The sequence below is a fragment of the Pseudomonas sp. XS1P51 genome, from assembly GCF_054897845.1.
Genome location: NZ_CM142707.1, coordinates 2332877 through 2350738, shown reverse-complemented (window position 1 = coordinate 2350738; position 17862 = coordinate 2332877). Strand labels below are relative to the sequence as shown.

Below are 17862 nucleotides of genomic sequence, written 5' to 3'. Positions count from 1 at the left end.
GTATTCGCCGCCACGTTTTCATAAGCGACGAATGGTGGCGTGGCTTATTGCCTCTATCGCGACCTGTTTTGAAGGGGATATTTCCTGAGCCTATAAGGGCGGAAAAAAGGTGATTAGACGTGCAGGGAATGCTTTGTTAAAAAAAGAGGGCAGGGTTGCTGTTAAGGCACTTATGCATCTCCATTGCGGTTCAATGGAAATCGCCCAACATTGAGCTGGGCAACGATCAATGAGTCTGATGCCAATACAGGGATATGTAGCTGCGACTTTGGCCAACTGCTCGCGCACCTGCGCATTGGGCTCATTGATCCCCTTTCTTTTCCCGTGGCTGCACCCTCTGAATCGCTCCCCCATCCATCCAGTAGATTGCTTCACCGCAGCGGACGTTACCGTGGGCGGTCGGCAGCTTTGGACATGTGCCGAATTCGTCATCGACCAAGCCTAAAACGATCAAGCCGCGGTTCCTGCAATGCGCCAGTCTGATCGGTCTGACCAAGGAGTTGATGATGATCCGACTGTCTCTGACCGAAGCGCGCACGCTGGCCGAATCGATCCTGCTGCACAATGGTTTCAACGTTGCACACGCTCAGGCGGTCGCCGCCACGGTGATCGCTGGCGAGCGCGATGGCTGCGCCTCACATGGGTTGTACCGGATTCTGGGCTGTGTCAATTCGCTCAGGGCCGGCAAGGTCGTGGCCGATGCCGCGCCGCAGGTGATCGACCAGGCACCTTCGATCGTGCGGGTCGATGCGGCGGGCGGTTTTTCCCAACTGGCGTTCCAGGCAGGCCTGCCATTGCTGGAGGAAAAAACCCGGGCAAACGGCATTGCGGCCCTGGCGATCAATCGCTGTGTGCATTTTTCCGCATTGTGGGTCGAGATCGAGCAGCTCACCGCTGTCGGGCTCGTGGCGCTGGCCTGTAATCCCAGCCATGCCTGGGTCGCGCCTGCGGGAGGGAGTCAACCGGTGTTCGGGACCAATCCCATTGCGTTCGGCTGGCCGCGTTCGGGTCAGGATCCTTTTGTGTTCGACTTTGCCACCAGTGCGATTGCCCGTGGCGATATCGAGTTGCACCGGCGTGCCGGCAAAGCGATTCCCGAAGGCTGGGGCGTGGACGCGCAAGGGCAGTCGAGTACCGATGCGAACGTGGTGCTCGATGCCGGCGCGATGCTGACGTTTGGCGGGCACAAAGGCTCGGCGCTGGCGGCGATGGTGGAGTTGATCGCCGGGCCGTTGATCGGTGACTTGACCAGTGCCGAATCCCTGGCTTACGACGCCGGCAGCAAGTCGTCGCCGTACCATGGCGAGTTGATCATCGCACTTGATCCGCGGCGCTTTCTCGGTGAGGCCACCGAGCGGCACCTGGCCCGCGCCGAAGTCTTGTTCGAGAGCATTGAAGGGCAGGGGGCACGCTTGCCGTCGCAACGGCGCTATGAGGCGCGAGCCCGCAGCCTGGTAGACGGCGTGCAGATTCCCGAGGCCTTGTACAACGACTTGAAGGCGTTGTTGAACTGAATGAAATGGAATACCCAATTCTGTGGGAGCGAGCCTGCTCGCGATAGCGGCGTATGGATCAACGAAGATGTTGAACCTGATGGCCTCATTGCGAGCAGGCTCGCTCCCGCAGGTAGCTTCCTGCTGGTTTGAGTGGTGCTTTTAAATCGGGTCGCGGTGGCTGCTGCCATTGACCAGGCGGGCGATTCCCAGCGGGTTGGCGTTTTTCAGTGCGTCGGGCAGCAGCGCATCCGGGCAGTTCTGGTAGCACACCGGGCGCAGGAACCGGTCGATGGCCAGGCTGCCGACCGAGGTGCCACGGGCATCGGAGGTCGCCGGGTAGGGACCGCCATGCACCATCGCATCGCAGACTTCGACGCCGGTCGGGTAGCCATTGAACAGCACCCGGCCGACTTTCTGTTCCAGCAATGGCAGCAGCTCTCCGTAGGTTTGCAGGTCACCGGTTTCGGCAATCAGTGTGGCGGTGAGCTGGCCGTGCAAGCTCTGCAGCGCCCGTTGCAGTTCAGCGCTGTCGGCCACTTCCACCAGCACCGTGGTCGGGCCGAAGACTTCTTCTTGCAACAGCGGGTCACCGTTGAGCAGCAGGCTGGCGTCGGCCTTGAACAGTTGCGGCTGAGCCTGTTTGCCCTGTTGTTCGCGCCCGGCCAGGTGGGTGATTCGCGGATGCGCGCGCAATGCCCGCACCCCCTTGCCATAGCTGCCGAGGGTGCCGCTGTTGAGCATGGTTTGCCCCGGCTGTTCAGCCATCAGCGCGCTGAGGGTTTCAATGAATGTGCTGAACCGGGGCGAGCGAATACCGATCACCAATCCCGGGTTGGTGCAGAACTGGCCGCAGCCGAGCACCACCGACGCGGCGAGTTCGCCGGCGATTTTTTCACCCCGTACCTGCAGGGCTTCGGGCAATACCACCACCGGATTGATGCTGCTCATTTCGGCGAACACCGGAATCGGCTGTGGCCGTGCGGCGGCCATGTCGCAGAGGGCGCGGCCGCCCTTGAGCGAACCGGTAAAACCCACTGCCTGGATCGCCGGATGCTTGACCAGTGCTTCGCCGACACCCGCGCCATAGATCATGTTGAACACACCCTTGGGCATGCCGGTTTGCTCGGCGGCGCGAATGATCGCATCGGCCACTTGCTCGGCAGTCGCCATATGTCCGCTGTGAGCCTTGAACACCACCGGGCAACCGGCGGCCAGGGCAGCAGCCGTATCGCCACCGGCGGTGGAGAACGCCAGCGGAAAATTGCTCGCGCCGAACACCGCGACCGGGCCGACACCGATCCGGTATTGGCGCAGATCGACCCGTGGCAGCGGCTGACGTTCGGGCAATGCCCGGTCGATGCGCGCGGCATAGAAATCACCGCGGCGCAGGACTTGAGCGAACAGGCGCATCTGACCGCTGGTGCGACCGCGCTCACCCTGAATGCGCCCGGTCGGCAACGCAGTTTCACGGGTTACCAGCGCAACGAACGCTTCGTCCAGTGCATCCAGTTGTGCGGCGATAGCCTCAAGAAATTCCGCACGCCGGTTCGCCGACAGATTGCGAAACGCCGGGTAAGCGGCAGCGGCGGCCTGGGCGGCGGCGTCCACTTCCTCAGCGGTGGCTTGCACGAACGAGTAGGGCAGCGCTTCACCGGTAAGGGCGTCATGGCTTTGCAAAGTGATATTTCCGGCGGCGCTGCGCGCACCGCCGATGTAGTTATGGCCGATGATCTGCGGCATGGAAAACTCCTGTCGAAAAGTGGGGGGCTCAAGCATGTCTTTTGCTATATGCCAAACCGCCAAGATCGCAGCCTGCGGCAACTCCTACACAAGTTGCGCACACCCGATAGTTCGTGGGTATGCACAATCCCTGTAGGCGCTGCCGCAGGCTGCGATCTTTTGGCTGATTCAGGCCAGCGAATCGCCCCGGCGTGTGGCGGCGGGTACGGCGTTGTCGAGGGCGGCGATGCGCGCGGCGGATTCGGCATCCACCCGGCGCTTCGAGCACCAGCCGGGTTTGCGGTTCGGTCATCGGCAGGATGCCGCTGTCGAGCAGCACCGTGGCGACGCACATCGAGTTGGAGCCGGACATCGGCGGGGTGTCCGCCGGTTCCATGATGATCCAGGCCATCTGTGCCCGCGGGTCCTTGGCCGGCACCAGCAGGTTGACGTGCCGGAACACGCCGCCGCGAGGTTCGTTGAGGACGAAGTTGCGCAGGGTTTCATCCCTGGCGATCCAGCGTGACTGTTCCCATACGGTGGCCCCGGGTGCGGCGCGACACCGCCGACGATCACATCGCCGACTTCGCCTTCGGCGTGGCAGCTGACTACATGAATGACTTTCGATGAGCGCATGGCTTACTCCTTCTATTGTCTGTTGGGGCCGCATCGCGAGCAGGCTCGCTCCCACAATGGATCGCATTCCCCTGTGGGAGCGAGCCTGCTCGCGATGCGGCCATCAGTTACTTCACTGATTTCAGAAAGGCCGCGATTTCCGCGTGCACCGGGTTGCCGATGACCTGGTCCGGCGAGCCGATTTCATGCACCAGGCCATTGCGAAAGAACGCCACGCGGTCGGACACATCCCGGGCGAAGCGGATCTCGTGGGTCACCAGGACCATGGTCATGCCGTCTTCGGCGAGCATGCGCATGGTGTCCAGCACCTCGCCCACCAGTTGCGGGTCGAGGGCCGAGGTGGCTTCGTCGAACAGCATGTAGTCCGGCGACATCGCCAGGGCACGAGCGATGGCCATGCGCTGTTGCTGGCCACCGGAGAGCTTGCCGGGAAAGGCCTTGAGCTTGTCACCCAGACCGACGTGGGTCAGTTGCCGGACGGCCAGTTCCTCGGCTTCTGCCTTGCTCTTGCCCAGCACTTTGCGCGGCGCCAGCATCACGTTTTCCAGCACGGTCAGGTGCGGGAAGGCGTTCCATTGCTGGAACACGATGCCGATCTTCTGCCGCAGGCGATTGAGGTCGGTGCCGCTGTGGTGGACCTCGACGCCGTCGACACGAATGTTGCCTTTCTGGATCGGCTCCAGGCCGTTGATGCACATCAGCAGGGTCGATTTACCCGAGCCGGAGCCGCCGATGATCGACACCACCTCGCCCTTGCTCACCGTCAGGTTGACGCCCTTGACCACTTCGAGGTCGCCGAAGGATTTGTGTACGTTGTCGATCTCAATCATTTTCTTGCCACCTTCTTTCCAGACGAGCGCCGAGGCGAGCGACCACCAGGCTCATGACGTAATAGATGAGGCCCGCGATGCACAGCACCAGTAGCGGTTCCTGGATGCGGGTCACGATGGTTTGCGAGGCGCGCAGCAGTTCGACGATGCCGATCCACATCACCAGCGCGGTGTCTTTCATCACACTGAGCACCAGGTTCAGCCAGCCGGGAAACGCCACGCGCGTGGCCATCGGCAGGACGATCCAGCGCAGGTCCTGCAGGAAGCTCAGGCCCAGCGAACGACTGGCCCGGCGCACGGTGAACGGTACCGAGAGCACGCCGCCGCGCACGATCTCGGTGAAGTACGCGGCGGCGTAAACCCCGAGCACGATGCAGCCGACGCTGAAGGCGCTGATGTTCAGACCGACGATGCTTTTCAGTGAATTGAACAGCACAAACTGAATCAGCAACGGCACGCTGCGAAACACGTCCAGCACCCAGGCCAGTGGCAACAGCGCTCGCAACAAGCCGAATAACAGCCCGGCGAGCGAGCCGAGGATGATCGACCAGAACGTCAGTTGCAGGGTGACCCAGGCGCCATTGAGCAGGAACAGCAGGTCATTCCCGGAAAAACTGGTGGTAAACATGGTCACGTCCTCAGTAACGGAACAGCCGCCAGGCCATCAGCCGGGCTGTCGCGACGATCGCCTTGGCAATCAGGTAATACAGCACCGCGGCAATGGCGAAGTATTCGAAGGTGCGGAACGTCTTGACGTTGTAATCCTGGGTCACCCCGGTGAGGTCATTGTTCAGCCCGACGATCACCCCCAGCGACGTCATCAGCACCGCCCAGACCATCTGATTGCTCAACGGGTAGAACACGATCCGCAGCAGCTGCGGGACGATAATCATCCGGTAGGCCTGGAAGGCACTCATGCCCAGCGAACGCGCGGCGCGCACTTGCGTGCCGGGCACGGCCTTGAGGCCGCCGCGGAAGTTTTCCGCGAGGTAACCCGCGTTGTTGAACGTGATCCCGGCCAGCAGCGCGAGCCACGAGCTGACATGCAAACCCAGCGAGCCAAGGCCGAAGTAGAGGACGTAGATCTGGAACAGCGACGGTGTGTTGCGCGCGATCGACACCCAGCCGTTGCCGATACCGCGCAGCAGCGGGTTTTTGGTTTCGCGCATCACCGTCAGGGCGAGGGCGATCAGCACGCCGAAAATCATCGACAGCGCCGCCGTCTCGAAGGTGACCAGGGCACCGGCGAGCATGTCCGGCAGGGCGCGCAAGGCCGAGCGCCATTGGAAGGTGTAATCAAACATGCGCGTGGCTCTCCAGGTGGGCGGCAGGTTGCAACCAGGCTGGCAGACGACCGCTGGCCGTGGCGGCGCAGGCCGCGTCGACACATTCGGCGAGGCTGGCGAAGTGCACCTTGCGACCGACCAGTCCGGGTGCGTAATGGGCGTACTTGCCCGAGTTGGTCATCAGGTTTTTTGCGGCCAGCGGGATCACCGGCTCGCCGAGCATGCACCAGCAGGTATCGGTGACCAGCGTGGCGCCGAAGGCTTCGATCACCGCGATATGTCCGGCCTCGCGGGCCTGCTCCAGTACGGCACGGCCACAGGTGATGGCGAGGACCACGTCCGGGTGTTTGTGCCGACCGCGACACAGCCGCGCCAGGTGGGCGAACTCGCTGAGTGAGAAATGCGGGTTGCCCAGTGAAACCACATCCACCCGGTTGTCGCGGGCACTGTTGAGTTCATGCCAGCTGAGCAGCAGGTCCTGCAGGCGGATTTTCTCCACCGGCAGCGTGAGGTCCGGCTCCAGAACCTGTGCCGGATCGAGTGCCTCCGGTGTCACCCCGGCGATATGAAACAACGGCGCGGCGGAGGTGGTGGCGAAAGCTGCGCCGAAGGCTTTCAGGTCGTCCAGGCTCGGCTTGCGCTGTTCCAGTCCCAGCACCAAAGGAATCCGGCTGCCCGCCAGCGCGCCGATGTGGTAGCCGAGCAGCGGGTAGAAGGCATCGTCCAGTGTGCCCAGCGCGGGCAACTCGATTAGCAGACCCGCTTTGCGTTGCGCGTCCAGATGGCAGCCGATCAGGGGCGCGCGACCGGTCAGGGCGATGCAGATATCCAGGTAATCCGGGTATTTCAGGGTGTGTGCGCCGAGCACGCTGTTGGCGTAGACCACTGCGTTGGATTCGGCCCAGACGATTTGCTCGCCAGCCTTCGGCGCGCTGTCGAGCAGGTAGGGCGCGCAGGTGAAACTGAGCTGTGCACCCATCGCCATATAAGCATCGCCCAAGGCACTGGCCGGTTCGCCGAGCGTCGGGTCGATGCCCAACTCACGCCAACGGCGCTGGTCGACGGAAATTGAATTGAGGGTGGTCGGTACCCGCACTTTTGCGCCCCACTGCACCAATTGTTCGGCAAAACGCAGGCTGGCAGGGCCGGTATAGATACAGCCGTCGATGTGTGCCTGAGTGACATCCACCAGACGACGAGCCCCTTGCAGTTGCGCCATGCGCAGGACGATCTGCATGGCGACCTGGGCGGCCTTGCCATGCTGGCCGCGCAAGGCAGCGAAGGCCTCCCGGCCGATGCACAGCACCGGCAGGGAGCGCTCGAAAATGGTCTGTGCCACGAGCACGCCAAGGGTCAGGATCTCATCGGCTTCGGCCAGTACCAGTGCGGCCGGCGCGTGACCGTTGCTGATCAGTTCCATCAGCACGCTGCTGCCGGTGCACGAACCGCGGCCACTGGGAATGGCCAGCACACGACCGGCCAGATGTTCGCCGCTGAGTGGGTGGTGACGGTCGATGATCTCCCCGGTATACGGATCGACCCCGCCCCAGAAGCTCAAGCCCACATCGGCGAACAGCAGGGCGCCCTGGGCGGCGCCGGCGACCAGGCTGCGACCGGTCAGAGAGGTTGGCCTAGGTATGCCGGACACCTCAGTAGTAGACCTTTGGCACGGTCAGGTCGGCGGGTGAAATCTCGGTGCCGACCCATTTGGTGAACAGCTCGTTGTAACGGCCGGTACGCACTTGCTGGTTCACGAACAGGTCGAGATACCGCAGCAGACCGTACTCGCTGCGTTTGGCGCCGAGGGACACGTAGTCGATCACGTACGGGGCGTTACCGGCGATTTTCAGGTTCTTGTATTTACCCGACTTGAGCGTGGCGGCGGCCACGGTATTGGTCACCACGGTGGCGTCGATGTGACCCTGGGCGACCGCTAGCAACGTGTCGTTTTGCGACTGATAGGCGCGGAAGGTGCCCGTGCCCCAGTTCTTCACGTCTTTTTCCAGGGCGATGGCTTCATAGGTGCCGCTGGTGTTACCCAGCGCTTTGCCTTTGATGTCGGCGAAGCTGTTGATGCCGGTGTTGTCGCGGGTCAGCACGACCATCTGGAAGGCAAAGTAAGGCACGGTGAGGCCGACAGTCTTGGCCCGTTCGAGGGTGTCGGAGGTGGACGCGACGATCACGTCGGCACGCCCGGAGACCAGCGCCGGAATCCGGTCCGGGAACGGCGTTTCAACCACCTCGGCTTCGACCCCGAGAATCTTCGCCAGATCGCGGCAGTAGTCCACGTCGAAACCGGCCGGGTTGTTGCCTTCATCACGGAAACCCATCGGTGGGAAGTCCAGGGTCACGGCACAGCGCAGCTTGCCTGAACCAATGATGTCGTCGAGCTTGTCCGCCTGGGCGGTGGCGATGAAGGAGGTACTGAGAACAGCGCTGAGGGCTACGGCAAATGCTGGGTTTTTCATAGAGGCCTCGTTGTGGGTGAAGTGCTGTTTGGAATCGTATTGAGAATTTCGTATACGATATTTAATTAGCAGCGAGCGTGCCTGTTTTACAGCGCCCGCAAGAATTACTTCCCAGGCGTTGAGTTAGGGGGCTTGCAAGGTCGAGGGGGCAAGGAGGGCGAGCGTGACCTGTATCGGATCGGTGTTACAGAAGGGAGCAGCGGTGCGCCTGACGCCCCTTAAAGGAACACTGACGGGGCTTCAGCGGCGGCTGTCGCGATATTGGCTGGGCGCCAGGCTGGTCAAGGCGCGGAACTGCCGGCTAAAGGCACTGTGGTCGGTGTAACCGCAGCGCAGTGCAATCTCGGTGATGGGCAGGTCGGTTTCCAGCAACAGTCGTGAGGATTCTTCCAGGCGCGCCTTGTGAATCATTTGCCGTGGGGTGAGCTGGAACACCCGTTTGCAGTGGCGCTCCAGTTGCGCCACGGAATACCCGGCGATGGCGGTCAACTCGGCGAGGCTGATGGGGCGTGCGAAGTGGGTGCGGATATGCGCGTCCACCGCGGCCAGTTTCTGGAAGGCTGGATGGTTGGACTGTGGCAGCTGCAGATCACGGGAGATGCCGGCCAGGCCGACGATTCGACCCTGTTCGTCATGCAAGGCGAGTTTGTGGGTCAGGCACCAGATGGGCTGGTTACCGTAATAGAGGTGCAGTTCGAGCTGGTCGGCGAGCTCGCGACCGCTGGACAGCACCCGACGATCCTGCTCGGTGTACAGCGGGCCGTAGCGTTCCGGAAAAACCATGTCGGCGGTACGTCCCAGCAGCTCGTCGCTGTGCTTGAAGCCACAGCGCCGGGCCAGGGTCTGGTTGACGAAGGCGTAGCGGGCTTCGCTGTCCTTGATGAAAAACACCACGTCCGTCAGGGTATCGAGCAGCGCAGCGATCGGCTGCAGACTGCTCAGCAGGGTCGGCAGGTCGCAGGGTTTGAAGGTCGTGAGCGAGGCATACATGGCGCTGGGTGTCTGGGGGCAATCTGCGGGATCATAAAGACTCGGCAGCGGACCCGAAAGCCCCGGGCCGGCATTCAGGCCGGCGGGGTGTCGTCCAGGCACAACAAGGTCTCGATCCGCGCCGGGCTGAACGGTGGTCGCGGTGCCGAAGGTTGCCAGCCGAACAAGTGCTGCACTGCACCGCCACACACCCGGCCCTGGCAGGCGCCCATGCCGCAGCGGCTGGCCAGTTTGGCCTCGCGCCAGCCGGTGTGCTCGGTCAGTGCCGCGTAAGGCACGTCTTCGCAACGACACACCAGCGTATCGGCCTGCGCCAGCGACTTGAGTTGTGGGCCGAGGCTGAAGGCGTGATTGAGGGCCTTGGCAAAACCTTGCCAGCGCGCCCGCCGAGGCCACAACGCCCGGGCAGCATGCGCGTCGCCGACGGCTGCGTGACCGGCGATGGCGCCTTCGACCAACGCCAGTTCACTGCCGCCGAAACCGGTGCATTCACCGGCCGCGTAGTGATCGGTTCGGCCAGTCGCCTGCCAGGCATCGACGGCAAGCGCTTGATCAGCGAGTTCGCAGCCGAGGGCCTGGCCGAGCTGGGTGTTGGGAATCAAACCGAAACCACAGGCCAGGCGATCGCATTCCAGTTCGACGATTTTCCCCTGTTGCAGCAGGCGCACACCTTCCAGCCGCTCATTGCCCAGGGCGGCCAGTACGTGGGTTGCGGTTCGGTAATGACGGTCGAACAAGGTGAACGACTGCATCAGTTTGTCGGGCCAGCGTGGCAGTTGCGCGGCGAAACCGGCGACGGCGGCCGTGGAGGCCTGTTCGGCGATGCGCAGCACCCGGGCACCGTGGTGTTTCGCGGTAGCCGCGCTGGCCAGCAACAACGGCCCGCTGCCGGCGATCACCAGGCGTTGGTCGTGCACGGGCAGGCCGCCCTTGATCAATGCCTGAAGACCCCCTGCGCCCGTCACACCGGGCAGCGTCCAGCCGGGGAAGGGCAGCAGCAACTCGCGCGCACCGGTACACAGAATCAGTTTGTCGTAACCGATCAGCCAGCCGCGATCGGCGTCTTCGACCAGCAATTGTTTCGGTCCGGCGCAGGCGATCACCCGAGTGCCAGAGTGGTGGCGGATGTTGCTGCACGCCTGCAGTCGCTCGCGCATCTGACGCGCCTGATCCGGCAGGCTGGCCTTTGGGCCGTCGCGCCAGATTTGCCCGCCCGGCAGCGGATTGTCGTCGAGCAGCACGATGCGGCCACCGCTCGGCGCGGCGGCGAGTGCGGCGGCCATGCCGGCGGGACCGGCACCGATGATCAACAGGTCGGCGTACTCGCTCATACTTGAGTCTCCACGCGCATGCCGTCACGGCACAGTGTCTGGCAGGCCAGGCGTCGCCGACCGTCGATGGTCACCCGGCATTCCTGGCAAATGCCCATGCCGCACAGCGGTGCGCGACGCTGGCCGCTGATCGAGGTGCGGCTGCAACCGTCGCCGCCCAAGGCCAAAGCAGCCGCGACGCTGGTGCCCTCGGCAACGCTCAGGGTCCGGCCGTCCAGCATCAGGTCAGGCATGTGCAGGCTCCTTGAGAAAGCGTTCTGGAAGATAAGGTTGTGCGGCCAGTGGCGGGGTTTCGTCGAACATTTGTGCGACCAGCAAATCGGCGGTGCCGGGAGCAGTGGTGACACCCAGGCCTTCGTGCCCGACCGCCAGCCATAAACCTTTGCGTTGCGGGTGCTGACCCACCAGCGGCAGGCCGTCGGGGCTCGCCGCGCGAAAACCGGTCCAGGCGCGGATGCCGTTGAGCTGAGCCAGGCCCGGCATGTAGTCGGTGGCGCGCCTGAGCATTTTCGCCAGCATCCAGCCTTCGACTTCCGGATCAGTCGTGTCGAATTGTCGCGAGGCGCCGATGAATAATTGTCCGGTCGGCCGCGGCTGGATGTTGCAGGCCGTCGATGGGCCCGTGGCGTTGTGTGCGCTGGTGACGTAACCGAGCTCCACCAGGGTATGGGTGACTTTTCCGGGGTAGCGGTCGGTGATCAGCAGGTGGCCTTTCTTCGGCTCGATCGGTAACTCGGGGCACAGTTCGCTGGCCTGGATGCCATTCGCCAGAATCACCGCGTCGGCACTCAGCCAGTGGCCGTCGTCGAGGCGCACGCGGTTGCCGTCGACTGCGCTGACCCGCCCCCGGCGTTGGCTGATGTTGGGGGCGTCGAGCATCCAGCGTGCGGTCGCCGGGGCGTAGAGTATGCCGTCGCCGTTGATCAGTAAGCCACCTTCCAGGCCCTCGCGCAGTTCCGGTTCGCGCCGGCGCAAGCCACGATCGGAAATCAGCTCGCAGGCCACGCCTTGTTCCTGCAGGTTTTGGTACTTGGTTTGGGCGACCGCCATTTCTTCGGCATTGGCCGCCAGCCAGAGGGTGCCGTTGTTGCGGTAGGCGCAGCCGTCGGGCAAGGTCGGCGCCTGTTCGCGCCAGCGTTGCAGGGAGTATTGACTGAGTGCCAGTTCTGCCGGGTTGTCGTCGAGCACCAACAGGTGGCCCATGCCCGCCGCCGTCGCGCCGGGCAGGCCGGCGTCCAGCACCAGCACGCGCAAGTCGCGTCGGGCCAGCGCCTGGGCGCAAGCGGCGCCGATGATGCCGGCGCCGATCACGATCACATCGGCCACCCGACCCTCGCTCACGGGCGAATGCCCCAGGCGAACGGGTCGTCCTGATCGATGATCAGGCTGGCTTCGGCGCTGATGTAGGCGCGGCCGCGAATGGTCGGCACGATGCGCTCGCCGTGGATTTCGTAAGAGCCTTCGAATTCGCTGCCGATGACACTGGCCTGACGCCAGATTTGCCCCGGCTGCAATTTGTCGTCGGCCGCCAGGCACGCCAGTTTGGCACTGGTGCCGGTGCCGCAGGGCGAGCGGTCGTAGGCCTTGCCGGGGCAGAGCACGAAGTTGCGGCTGTCGGCGTGCTCGTCATCGGCAAACAGTTCGACATGGTCGATTAATCCGCCGTCATCGCCGCGAATGCCCTGGACGTCCAGAGCTTGCTGCACGGCGTAGGTGTAGGCGGTCAGCGCATCGAGGTTATCGCCGGCAACGCGCAGACCATGCTCGGCGATCAGGAAGAACCAGTTACCGCCCCAGGCAACATCCCCCGTGACTTGGCCGATACCCGGCACCTGCAACGACAGCGCTTTGCGATAACGGTAGGCGGGCACGTTGCGCACGCTGACCGAACCGTCTTCGTGCAGCGTCGCCTGTACCGTGCCCACCGGCGTCTCGATGCTGTGCACGCCGGGGCCGATCTTGTCCAGATGCGCCAGCGACGCCACCAGGCCAATGGTGCCGTGGCCGCACATCCCGAGGTAACCGCTGTTGTTGAAGAAAATCACCCCCGCACAGGCGCTCGGGTCCACGGGCTCACAGAGCAGCGCGCCGACCAGCACGTCGCTGCCACGTGGTTCCAGCACGCAGGCGGCGCGCCACTGATCATGATGGTCGGCCAGTTGCTGTCGACGCTCGGCCATGCTGCCGCTGCCCAGATCGGGAAAACCGGCGGTCACCAGGCGGGTGGGTTCGCCGCCGGTGTGGGAGTCGATCACAGTGATGCGTTTCATGGGAGGGCCACGTCCGTTCAGATGAGTGAACGAAAGAGTGGCCTCTGGCGGTGCTTGCCGGCTTGATGGTTTTATCCAGTGCCGATGACGAAATCGGCACAGTGGGGGCAGACTGTCAGTGGTGGTGGGGCAGATGCTCGAACAGGGTCTTGCAGACCCCGGCGATGTGCTCGTCGAGCAGCTCCACGTCACCGGCGCGGCAGGCCGCTAGGATTTCCCGGTGTTCGTGATCGGCGCGGTCCTTGCCGGCCGAGAGGCTCATCTGCATGCGCAGGTAACGCTCCAGCTTGTCGTTGACCGAGCGGATCAGGCTGACCAGAAATGGTCGTTGCGCCGGTTCGTAGAGGCAGGCGTGCAGTTCCCAGTTGAGCTCGGCCCAGCGTCCCACGTCATCTTCACCGATAAATTCCTGGCAGATGCGTTCGGCCCGAGCGAAGGTTTCTTCGGTCATGTTGGGAATGGCCAGGCGCAGCACCTTGTCTTCGAGCAACATGCGCACTTCGAACATCTGCGCCAGTTCCGCATCGGAAACCCGCGTGACCATCGCCCCGCGATTACGCTGGAACATCACCAGGCCTTCGGCCTCCAGGCGCTTGAGGGCTTCGCGCACCGGAATCTTGCTGACGTTGAACTGACGGGCGATGTCGTCCTGGCGAATCGGCTCGTCTTCGGCGAAATGCCCCGCGACGATGGCGTCACGCAGATGACGGGTGATGATTTCCGACGTCGAAGGCGCATTGCCAAGGTCTGGAGCGTTGAATTTGGGTAGGGTCACGGTGGCGGTCGTTCGGAATGAGTTGGAGATATGGTATACGAATTTTCTTTGACGATGGCTATGCAGGCCTCTGACCGATGGTCATGCCCCGGGCCGGATCGATGCCGGGCACGAAGCGCGTCCACCGGTCTCATCGCCAGCAATGGCAATCCCAACAGAGTCAATCCCACACCCACCATCGCACTGAGGGTCAACGGATCGCCGAACTGCAGCCATGCCCACATCATGGTCACCGGCGGCGTCAGAAACAGTGCGCCGCTGATGAGCTGAATACTGAATCGCTGCAGGCACAGCCAGTAAAATCCGTAGCCACCCAGTGTCGCGAAAACCACCAGCCACACAACGCCCCCTGCAAAACCTGCGCTGGCTGGCGGCCGTATTTCTCCTTCAGCCCACGCCAGCACTGCAAACACGGGGATCACTGCACATACCTGAATGAACAACGCGGTCGGAGCGGACATCGACGCGCCGGGGGCGGCTTTCTGGTACAGCGTGGCCGCCGCCAGGGAGAGAACTGCCAGCAGCGGCAAGCTATAAACCCAGAGGTCAGCGGCATCCCATTCGACGCTGGCACCGCTGGCCACCAGCATGCCGGTCAGGCACAGCGCCAGCCCCAACCATTGCCAACTGCGCGTGCGTTGCCCAGGCACGCTACCCGCCAACACCACAATCGTCAGTGGCAACAGATTGGCAATGAGTGAGACCGTGCCTGGCGCTACACCCAGCTGAATGGACCCGGCTATCGGGCCGATGTAGCCGCCAATCGCGAACAACCCCACCAGTGCCTGATGCACTACGTCGCCGCTGCGCAAGGCACGCAAATCCGCCCAGGCGAAGGGAAACAATACAACCGCCGCCAGGATGAAGCGCCACACAGAGGCCAGGTAAACACTTCCCTGATCGGCGATATAGCGGTAACCGATGAAACCGGAGCTCCAACTGACGACCATGGCCAACAGCAGCAAGCCACTCCCCAGCAGCGATAAGCGAGTGTGTGCAACGTTCATCGAATGGCACCTGACAGTGGGCTGATTTCGATGGTATGAATGAACAGGTGATGCAATCAAACGATACGATCAGCATCAGTGATGCAGGATTTATGAATCATGGCCGAGACGCTTGATATTGAACTGCTGCGTACCTTTCATGCCATCGTGCGCTTTGGGCAATTCCTTGCTGCCTCCAGCTTTTTGAACAAAAGCCCGTCGGCGGTCAGTCTGCATGTTCGTCGCCTGGAAGCGTTGGCGGGAGGGCGCTTGTTTGAGCGCGACAACCAGACCGTGAACCTGACACCGCTGGGCCGTCGCTTTGCGTTGCAAAGCGCTGAGCTGTTGTTGCTCCATGACCGGTTGCTCGCCAGCTTCACCGCGCCGGTGGCCAGTGGCCGAGTCAGGCTGGGCATTTCCGAGGAGTACGCCGGTGCGGTACTGGGCTGTACGCTGCCGCACCTGACGGCGGATTTTCCCTACATAGAACTGGAAGTGGAAACCGGCTCCAGCGGGCGCTTGAACACCCGCCTTCAGCGGGGACAACTGGATATGGCATTGCTGGTGGAACCGGTTGAGGCGACTGCGTCGGACGGGCGTTGCATAAAGACTTTCGGCATCACCCAACCTGTCTGGGTGGCCGCTCACGACTACACACCAGACCTCGCCAAACCGGTCCCGCTTGCATTGCACGGTAAGGGTTGCCCTTACCGGAGTGTGGCTGTCGATGCGCTTGGCCAACAAGGTCGGCGCTGGCGGGCAGTCATCATGAGTGCCGGAGTCACCGCACTGGAAACCGCCATTGAGGCCGGATTGGCCGTTGGCATCGTCGACCGTGCCCAAGTGCGTCAAGGTATGCGGGTGCTGACCGCTGCTGACGGCTTTCCTGAACTGCCCGTGCATGAACTGCGACTGATGCTGGCCCCGGGGGCGTTGAGTGAGGCGGGTGAGGTGATGGTGGGGTTGATCGGACATGGCTTTCAGCTCTGACGTGTTGGCATCCGTGAGCGTTGATCCAGTCTTATCGTCCCGTGTAAGTAGATTTACGCATTGCCGTCAGGAAACCGCTTACATACGGCAGTTTTTTATCTAAGTATGATTTTTTCGTTCGCCTCGCCGCTTTTCCGGGCGGAAAAGATCAAGTTCTGACTCAGATAAATCCCCGCACTCCATAGCCGCTACGCACCGTCGATAGTTGGGTGCCGTTACTTGCCCGATTCTAACGCTGAACCCAACCAATAATTGTCAGATTGCATCACGCTGACAAGTTGTATGGAACAGGAGCATAACCAATGCTGCACTTAACTATTCGAACCCGGCTCCTTGTTCTGGTCGGCGCCATGTTGCTTGGTTGCATCGTTGTCGGCGTGATGGGGCTCAGTTCCCTTCAGCGCAGCATTGCCGGCCTCAATACGGTTTACCTGGACAGGGTGGTGCCGCTACGTGATCTGAAAGTCATCGCTGACCTGTATGCGGTGAAAATCGTCGATACCAGCCACAAGGCGCGAAGCGGTCAGATGACTTTCGCCCAGGCCGCGCTTGACGTCACCGACGCAGACCACGAGATCGACAAGCTCTGGTCCGCTTACCAAAAGACCAGGATGGTCGAGAAAGAAAGACTCTCGGTGGATGAACTTTCGAAGTTTGTTGAGGCCGCTCAGGCGCCTATAGATCGCGTTAAAGACATTTTGCAGCGTGGCGACAAAGCGGCGCTTGATCACTTCGTTGAAAACGAACTGTACCCGGTCATTGACCCGCTTTCGGATCGATTCAGTAACTTGATCCATATTCAACTGGAAGAATCAAAGCAGGTTTACGACGATGCTATCGTCCTGTATGAGTCCACCCGAAACATGTTCGTGGTGTTGATGCTCGGGGTTCTGATTTGCGGCAGTGTGTTCGCAACGCTGCTTATACGTAGCATCACCGGGCCGCTGGCGACGCTCAAGGATGCCGCGGCCCGGGTGGCTTCCGGAGATCTCAGCCAGTCTATTGAGGTGAAAGGGCGAGACGAAGTTACTGAAGTTCAGCAGTCAGTACGGACGATGCAAACCACGTTGCGCGATACGCTGCAGGACATACAAGGCTCGGCGACTCAGCTGGCGTCCGCGGCCGAGGAGCTTCAGGCCGTCACCGAAGGTACGGCGCAAGGCATCCATCAGCAAAATGAAGAAATGCAAATGGCGGCGACGGCCGTGACCGAAATGTCAGCGGCGGCGGATGAAGTTGCAGATAGCGCCAGTCGTACCTCCAGTGCCTCGCGTGAAGCGATGGAGCTGACCGATGGGGGACGCAAGCAGGTAGTGCTCACGCGTGAAACCATTGATCAGCTCAGCAGCAAGCTCGACGTGACCACCAGCACGGTGGTCCGGTTGGCCGAGGAAGCATCGAACATCGGTCGTGTGCTGGACGTGATTCGTGCCATCGCGGAACAGACCAACTTACTGGCCCTCAATGCGGCCATTGAAGCCGCGCGAGCCGGTGAGGCGGGTCGTGGTTTTGCGGTCGTCGCTGATGAGGTGCGCAATCTGGCCCAGCGTACCCAGACCTCTACCCAGGAAATCGAACGAATGATTTCCGCCATCCAGAGCGTCACCCAAGAGGGGGTGCGCGATATGCAGCAGAGTGGCGAGTTCGCGGCGCGCAGCCAGGCTGCGGCCAGCGAAGCGGACCAGGCGCTGACTCTGATAGCCGAGCGGATCACTGAAATCAACGGGATGAATCTGGTGATTGCCAGTGCGGCGGAAGAGCAGGCCCAGGTGGCGAGAGAGGTCGATCGCAACTTGATCGCCATCCGCGACATCTCTGATCAGAGCAACAATGGCGCTCAGCAGACCTCGTTGGCCAGTGGCGAGGTGTCACGTCTGGCCCTCAATCTTAATCACCTGGTCAATCGGTTTCGCATGTAGCCCAACCCTTGGTTGCGAGGCTCGAGGTGCATGCGTCGCCTCGTTCGAACGAACGGCCATCTCTCCAGCCGTGATAGCGCTGGTATTTCAGCCGCCCGAAACGCGCGAGATTGCGCATGGGGCGGCATCCTGTTTTCAGCCTTGCACCACTGCATGGCCCTGAATG

At 62.3% G+C, this 17862-nt stretch carries 15 protein-coding genes and 3 pseudogenes; 4 read left to right on the top strand and 14 right to left on the bottom strand.

All coding sequences use genetic code 11. The features are described from left to right. Positions 1-506: 506 nt before the first annotated feature. The gene (locus ACYZUD_RS10725) at positions 507-1514 is read left to right on the top strand and encodes an Ldh family oxidoreductase (RefSeq protein ID WP_462023969.1); all 1008 of its coding nucleotides are present in this window, start codon (positions 507-509) and stop codon (positions 1512-1514) included. 141 nt (positions 1515-1655) lie between these two features. Here the strand turns inward: ACYZUD_RS10725 and ACYZUD_RS10720 are convergent, their stop codons facing one another. The 14 genes and pseudogenes from ACYZUD_RS10720 to ACYZUD_RS10655 form a co-directional block, all read right to left on the bottom strand. Then, positions 1656-3236, bottom strand: a complete 1581-nt coding sequence (locus ACYZUD_RS10720; RefSeq protein ID WP_462023968.1) for an aldehyde dehydrogenase (NADP(+)) — start codon at positions 3234-3236, stop codon at positions 1656-1658. Positions 3237-3456: 220 nt separating this feature from the next. Continuing rightward, positions 3457-3851 (bottom strand): annotated as a pseudogene (locus ACYZUD_RS10715) (proline racemase family protein); the annotation flags it as partial. A 107-nt stretch (positions 3852-3958) separates the two neighbouring features. Further along, positions 3959-4681 (bottom strand): amino acid ABC transporter ATP-binding protein, encoded by a 723-nt coding sequence (locus ACYZUD_RS10710; RefSeq protein ID WP_462023967.1) that lies wholly within the window; start codon positions 4679-4681, stop codon positions 3959-3961. Then, entirely contained in the window at positions 4674-5309 is a 636-nt protein-coding gene (locus ACYZUD_RS10705; RefSeq protein WP_462023966.1) for an amino acid ABC transporter permease, read from the bottom strand. The genes ACYZUD_RS10710 and ACYZUD_RS10705 overlap by 8 nt, the downstream gene beginning before the upstream one ends. A gap of 10 nt (positions 5310-5319) precedes the next feature. Beyond that, a complete protein-coding gene (locus ACYZUD_RS10700; protein WP_462023965.1) occupies positions 5320-5985 on the bottom strand; it encodes an amino acid ABC transporter permease in 666 nt (221 codons plus the stop codon). After that, complete coding sequence (locus ACYZUD_RS10695; protein WP_462025023.1) at positions 5978-7606, bottom strand: aconitase X; 1629 nt, start codon at positions 7604-7606, stop codon at positions 5978-5980. Before ACYZUD_RS10695 ends, ACYZUD_RS10700 begins: the two co-directional genes overlap by 8 nt. Positions 7607-7616: 10 nt before the next feature. Next, the gene (locus tag ACYZUD_RS10690; RefSeq protein WP_462023964.1) at positions 7617-8435 is read right to left on the bottom strand and encodes an ABC transporter substrate-binding protein; all 819 of its coding nucleotides are present in this window, start codon (positions 8433-8435) and stop codon (positions 7617-7619) included. A 240-nt stretch (positions 8436-8675) separates the two neighbouring features. Further along, positions 8676-9425, bottom strand: a complete 750-nt coding sequence (locus ACYZUD_RS10685) for a PAS domain-containing protein (protein ID WP_462023963.1) — start codon at positions 9423-9425, stop codon at positions 8676-8678. Positions 9426-9499: 74 nt separating this feature from the next. Continuing rightward, entirely contained in the window at positions 9500-10756 is a 1257-nt protein-coding gene (locus ACYZUD_RS10680) for an FAD-dependent oxidoreductase (protein WP_462023962.1), read from the bottom strand. Next, entirely contained in the window at positions 10753-10989 is a 237-nt protein-coding gene (locus ACYZUD_RS10675) for a (2Fe-2S)-binding protein (protein WP_462023961.1), read from the bottom strand. The genes ACYZUD_RS10680 and ACYZUD_RS10675 overlap by 4 nt, the downstream gene beginning before the upstream one ends. Then, positions 10982-12097, bottom strand: coding sequence for an NAD(P)/FAD-dependent oxidoreductase (locus ACYZUD_RS10670; protein WP_462023960.1), 1116 nt, complete (start codon positions 12095-12097; stop codon positions 10982-10984). Before ACYZUD_RS10670 ends, ACYZUD_RS10675 begins: the two co-directional genes overlap by 8 nt. Beyond that, positions 12094-13026: a 4-hydroxyproline epimerase gene (locus ACYZUD_RS10665; RefSeq protein ID WP_462023959.1), complete on the bottom strand. Its 933-nt coding sequence runs from the start codon at positions 13024-13026 to the stop codon at positions 12094-12096. Before ACYZUD_RS10665 ends, ACYZUD_RS10670 begins: the two co-directional genes overlap by 4 nt. 115 nt (positions 13027-13141) lie before the next feature. Next, positions 13142-13801, bottom strand: coding sequence for a GntR family transcriptional regulator (locus ACYZUD_RS10660; protein ID WP_462023958.1), 660 nt, complete (start codon positions 13799-13801; stop codon positions 13142-13144). Continuing rightward, complete coding sequence (locus tag ACYZUD_RS10655) at positions 13798-14808, bottom strand: DMT family transporter (protein ID WP_462023957.1); 1011 nt, start codon at positions 14806-14808, stop codon at positions 13798-13800. Before ACYZUD_RS10655 ends, ACYZUD_RS10660 begins: the two co-directional genes overlap by 4 nt. A gap of 99 nt (positions 14809-14907) precedes the next feature. On the opposite strand from ACYZUD_RS10655, the gene ACYZUD_RS10650 reads away from it, so the two are divergent. The 3 genes and pseudogenes from ACYZUD_RS10650 to ACYZUD_RS10640 form a co-directional block, all read left to right on the top strand. Continuing rightward, a complete protein-coding gene (locus ACYZUD_RS10650; protein ID WP_462023956.1) occupies positions 14908-15777 on the top strand; it encodes a LysR family transcriptional regulator in 870 nt (289 codons plus the stop codon). 302 nt (positions 15778-16079) lie between these two features. Further along, positions 16080-16793: pseudogene (locus ACYZUD_RS10645) on the top strand (MCP four helix bundle domain-containing protein); the annotation flags it as partial. A 303-nt stretch (positions 16794-17096) separates the two neighbouring features. Continuing rightward, positions 17097-17696 (top strand): annotated as a pseudogene (locus tag ACYZUD_RS10640) (methyl-accepting chemotaxis protein); the annotation flags it as partial. Positions 17697-17862: the final 166 nt, after the last annotated feature.

Coding starts and splice junctions, on each gene's coding strand:
- ACYZUD_RS10710 (WP_462023967.1), bottom strand. CDS start 4,681: ATGATTGAGATCGACAACGTACACAAATCCTTCGGCGACCTCGAAGTG.
- ACYZUD_RS10665 (WP_462023959.1), bottom strand. CDS start 13,026: ATGAAACGCATCACTGTGATCGACTCCCACACCGGCGGCGAACCCACC.
- ACYZUD_RS10655 (WP_462023957.1), bottom strand. CDS start 14,808: ATGAACGTTGCACACACTCGCTTATCGCTGCTGGGGAGTGGCTTGCTG.
- ACYZUD_RS10720 (WP_462023968.1), bottom strand. CDS start 3,236: ATGCCGCAGATCATCGGCCATAACTACATCGGCGGTGCGCGCAGCGCC.
- ACYZUD_RS10685 (WP_462023963.1), bottom strand. CDS start 9,425: ATGTATGCCTCGCTCACGACCTTCAAACCCTGCGACCTGCCGACCCTG.
- ACYZUD_RS10725 (WP_462023969.1), top strand. CDS start 507: ATGATCCGACTGTCTCTGACCGAAGCGCGCACGCTGGCCGAATCGATC.
- ACYZUD_RS10650 (WP_462023956.1), top strand. CDS start 14,908: ATGGCCGAGACGCTTGATATTGAACTGCTGCGTACCTTTCATGCCATC.
- ACYZUD_RS10690 (WP_462023964.1), bottom strand. CDS start 8,435: ATGAAAAACCCAGCATTTGCCGTAGCCCTCAGCGCTGTTCTCAGTACC.
- ACYZUD_RS10705 (WP_462023966.1), bottom strand. CDS start 5,309: ATGTTTACCACCAGTTTTTCCGGGAATGACCTGCTGTTCCTGCTCAAT.
- ACYZUD_RS10700 (WP_462023965.1), bottom strand. CDS start 5,985: ATGTTTGATTACACCTTCCAATGGCGCTCGGCCTTGCGCGCCCTGCCG.
- ACYZUD_RS10675 (WP_462023961.1), bottom strand. CDS start 10,989: ATGCCTGACCTGATGCTGGACGGCCGGACCCTGAGCGTTGCCGAGGGC.
- ACYZUD_RS10680 (WP_462023962.1), bottom strand. CDS start 10,756: ATGAGCGAGTACGCCGACCTGTTGATCATCGGTGCCGGTCCCGCCGGC.